Here is a 4,179-nt window from a genome sequence, read left to right on the forward strand (position 1 = left end):
GATGCTCCCAATATAGTTTGGATTCTAATTGACGATGCCGGCTTTGGAGCCACAACAGCTTTCGGAGGTTTGGTGGAAACACCCAATATTGAGAAAATCGCCAACAACGGACTTCGATTCACCAATTTTCATACCACTGCAATATGCTCGCCAACAAGAGCGGCTTTGCTAACGGGACGAAATCATCACTCTGCGCATGTTGGTTTGTTAACGCCGGCCGCAATCGATTATCCGGGCTATGATACCCATATTCCTTTTGAAAAAGCTACTATAGCCGAGATTCTAAGAGAGAATGGATACAATACATTTGCATTGGGTAAATGGCATTTAACACCTGTGGTTGAAAATTCTCAGGCAGGCCCATTTAACCGTTGGCCTACGGGAAGAGGATTCGATCACTACTACGGATTTCTTCCGGGCGCTACAGATCAATGGCATCCTGAGCTTTGGGAAGATCAGACAAAACTTAGCATTGAGCCAAATACTACTCACTTAAACCAGTTATTGGCTGATAAGGCAATTAAGTATATAGCTAATCAAAAATCTGCTGATCCTGAAAAACCTTTCTTCCTGTACTTGGCAACAGGGGCAACGCATTCTCCACATCAAGTTGCCAAAGAATGGATTGATAAATACAAAGGCAAGTTTGATTTTGGCTGGGATGAGTACAGAAAAATAGTAATCGAAAGACAAAAGAAATTAGGAATTATTCCTGCGAATGCTATTTTACCGGAGCGCAATCCGAATGTAAAGGCTTGGAAGGATTTGTCTGAAAAGGAGAAAAAGGCATACGCTCACTTTATGGAAGTTTATGCTGCATTTTATTCCTATACTGATTATGAGATTGGCCGAATCGTAAATTATCTGGATCAAATTGGTCAATTGGATAATACGTTGATTGCGATTGTACTTGGAGATAACGGAGCCAGTAAAGGCGGTACTCAAACAGGTACTGTCAATCCTCAGATAAACAAGCTGAAAGGAGAAGACCGTATCGACGCGATTTTGAACGCCAGGGATATTATTGGAACAGACGAGTCAAGCACTGATTATCCAATTGGTTGGGCTATGGCTGCGAATACCCCATTCAGATACTGGAAAGCCGATGCGAATACTGAAGGAGGAACTCGCAATCCGCTTATTATTTCCTATCCGAAAGTGATAAAAGACAAAGGAGGAATCAGAAATCAATATGGCCATGTGATTGATATTTTGCCTACAACCTTGGAATTGGCCAAAGCTGAGGTGCCTGAAGTTATCAATGGCTACAAACAAAAATCGGTTGAAGGAACAAGTCTTGCCTACGCAGTTGAAAATCCAAAAGCGGCATCCCAACACACGGTTCAGTATTATGAAATAGCCGGATCCAGATCGATTTACAAAGATGGCTGGAAAGCCGGAGCGCATCATGAGATTGGAAATTCCATTGACATAGGGGATAATGCAGATGCTTCTGGGAAGAAAGTTGATTTTAGCAAGGATGTTTGGGAGTTGTATAACCTGAATGAAGATTTTAACGAAAGAATAAATCTTGCCGCAAAATATCCAGAGAAGCTCAAAGAATTAAAAGCATTGTTTGATGAAGAAGGGAAGAAATATAATGTTTTTCCACTAAAGGATTTTACGGTACATGACATGCCGGCTGGTCGAAGCGTATATGGAAAAGTTCCTGTAGTTACGCTTTATCCGGGTGTGGATCACCTTGTTGGGGTAAACAATCCTTTGTATGAAGGAAGATCTTTTAGTGTAAAAGCAGAGGTTGATTTGGAGACAGGAAAAGAGGAAGGTGTTTTGTTTGCCCTTGGCGGTGAAAGAGCCGGAATCAGTCTTTTTATCAAAGAGGGCAAACTGCAATTTGCGCACAAAGTAGGCAATCAGGTAAACCATTTGGTATCCGATAAACCGCTTCCAAAAGGAAAATCGGTTTTCAGAATTGACTATAATTTTAATGGAGGCGATGGAAGCGAAAATGTAGGAACAGAGGCTCTTTTTATAAATAATGAAAAAATTGCCGAGAGAAGCTTTACCCGAAAAGAAGCTCCCGTTTTTGCCGGAAGCAAAGTGGACGGAACCGATGTAGGAAGAGATTTGATAGCTCCTGTTTCAGACAGGTATCAGGTGCCTTTTGAGTTTAAGGGTAAGTTGAAAAAGGTTACCATCGAATACTTGAAAAACGATAAGCTAGCTTTTTCGGAAAAAAAATAAGATTCATTCAATCTCCAGATTCCTGCAAGGTCTTTTTCAGGACCTTGTAGGTATTTTTATTGCTATTTATATTTTAGAAGGATTAAAAAAACACAAATGTTCGGAAGAGTTGAGCAAGATAATTTCCGGCTAATTTTTACACAATATTGTCATTCCGACGAAGGAGGAATCTCCGTTAGATGCTCGACAAAGATTGGGGATTTTGATTACGGAATTACTTGCGGAGATTGCTTCGCCAGTTCGCTATCGCTCGTGTCCTCCTTCGTCGGAATGACAAACTTTGTGGATAATATGTTATTGAAATATCCAATCCTTCTGTCTATTAAATTTTTTTATAAAAAAACTTACAGAACATCAAATAAATACCAAATTATTGAATAATCGAATTCAGGATATTAGTCGCAGTTTAAAATTTATTATAACGTTTATGAAATCACACATCAATTTTTGTTTAAACACATAGAAACATAGATTTTTTTTAAAAAAAGAAAGGTACAATAAAGAAATACATTTCTTTCACATAGAGAGCTATGTGTTTTTAAAATAAGTGAAACGCCTCCTTTTTTTGAGCTTACAGAATCTATGTTTCTATGTGTTTAAATAATTCTCCAACGAGTTAAAGTTTATTATTATAATGTTTATAAATCACATATAATTTTTATGAAATCACACATCAATTTTTATTTAAGCATAGCCTTCCTTTTTGTTTTAGGCACAGGATATTCGCAGAACAAACCGAATATCATTGTAATTCTTGCAGATGATTTAGGTTTTTCCGATTTAGGCTGTTACGGAAGCGAAATACCAACACCAAACCTTGATAAACTCGCACAAAATGGGGTGCGATTTACAAATTTCTACAATACTGCCAGATGTTGCCCTACAAGAGCATCGCTACTAACAGGTCTGTACAGCCATCAGGCGGGTGTGGGTCACATGACGAAAGATCTTGGTGCTGATCATCCTTCTTACAGAGGTCAATTGACGGACAGTAATGTGACCGTTGGCGAGGTATTGAAAGGGGCAGGATATTTTACCGCAATTAGCGGCAAATGGCATGTTGGCTTGGAACACGGAGCCGTTCCATGGAAGCGAGGATTTGACAGATCTCTTGTTTCACCTGCCGGTGGGTTTTATTATGCCACAGACAAATCAAGGCTTTTTCTGAATGGGGAAGAATTGAAAAACGATTCTGAAAAGTTGCCAAAGAACTGGTATACACCAGACCTTTACACAGACTTTGGTCTGCGGTTTATAGATGACGCTGCTAAAGAAAAGAAACCTTTCCTATTGTATCTGGCTCACAATGCACCACATTTTCCTTTGCAGGCACCTCAGGAGGATATCGCAAAATTTAAGGGGAAGTATTTGAAAGGTTGGGAGAAACTTAAACAGGAGCGTTACGAACGTCAGATTAAATTAGGGCTTATAGATCCCTCATGGGAACTTCCTCCGATTAATCCAAATGTAACCAAGTGGGAAAGCCTTTCTCAGGAAGAAAAAGTGAGATATGATAACATGATGGCAATTTATGCGGCGGTTATTACCCGTTTGGATAAAAGCGTTGGTGATTTGGTCGAAGGTTTGAAAAAACGCGGTTTGTTTGAAAACACCGTAATATTATTCGTTTCGGACAACGGCGGTAATGCCGAACCGGGAATTGAAGGCAAATTCGAGGGCGACCTGCCGGGTTCTGCTCAATCCTCAGTATACATTGGGCAAGGCTGGGCAGAAGCAGCCTGTACACCATTCTGGGCTTACAAGCATCACACCCACGAGGGAGGAGTTTCTTCTCCGGGAATTGTTTCATGGCCTGCCGGAATTCCTGCATCAAGAAACGGAAAATTCGAAAAACAGCCTGCGCACATCATCGACATTATGGCTACTCTTATTGATCTTGGTCAAGCTTCTTATCCTGCCAAATATAATGAACACACTATTATACCCTATCAAGGAACAAGTTTAAAAAATGCA

At 40.0% G+C, this 4,179-nt stretch carries 2 protein-coding genes; both read left to right on the top strand.

The window, feature by feature from the left end; genetic code table 11:
- Positions 1 to 2,205: arylsulfatase (locus tag VLC96_RS13675; RefSeq protein WP_325263756.1), on the top strand; the 2,205-nt coding region annotated here is incomplete at its 5' end.
- A 660-nt stretch (positions 2,206 to 2,865) separates the two neighbouring features.
- The coding region (locus tag VLC96_RS13680; RefSeq protein WP_325263757.1) for an arylsulfatase at positions 2,866 to 4,179 on the top strand (1,314 nt) is incomplete at its 3' end.

The organism is Flavobacterium sp. (genome assembly GCF_035456085.1).
Classification (GTDB): domain Bacteria; phylum Bacteroidota; class Bacteroidia; order Flavobacteriales; family Flavobacteriaceae; genus Flavobacterium.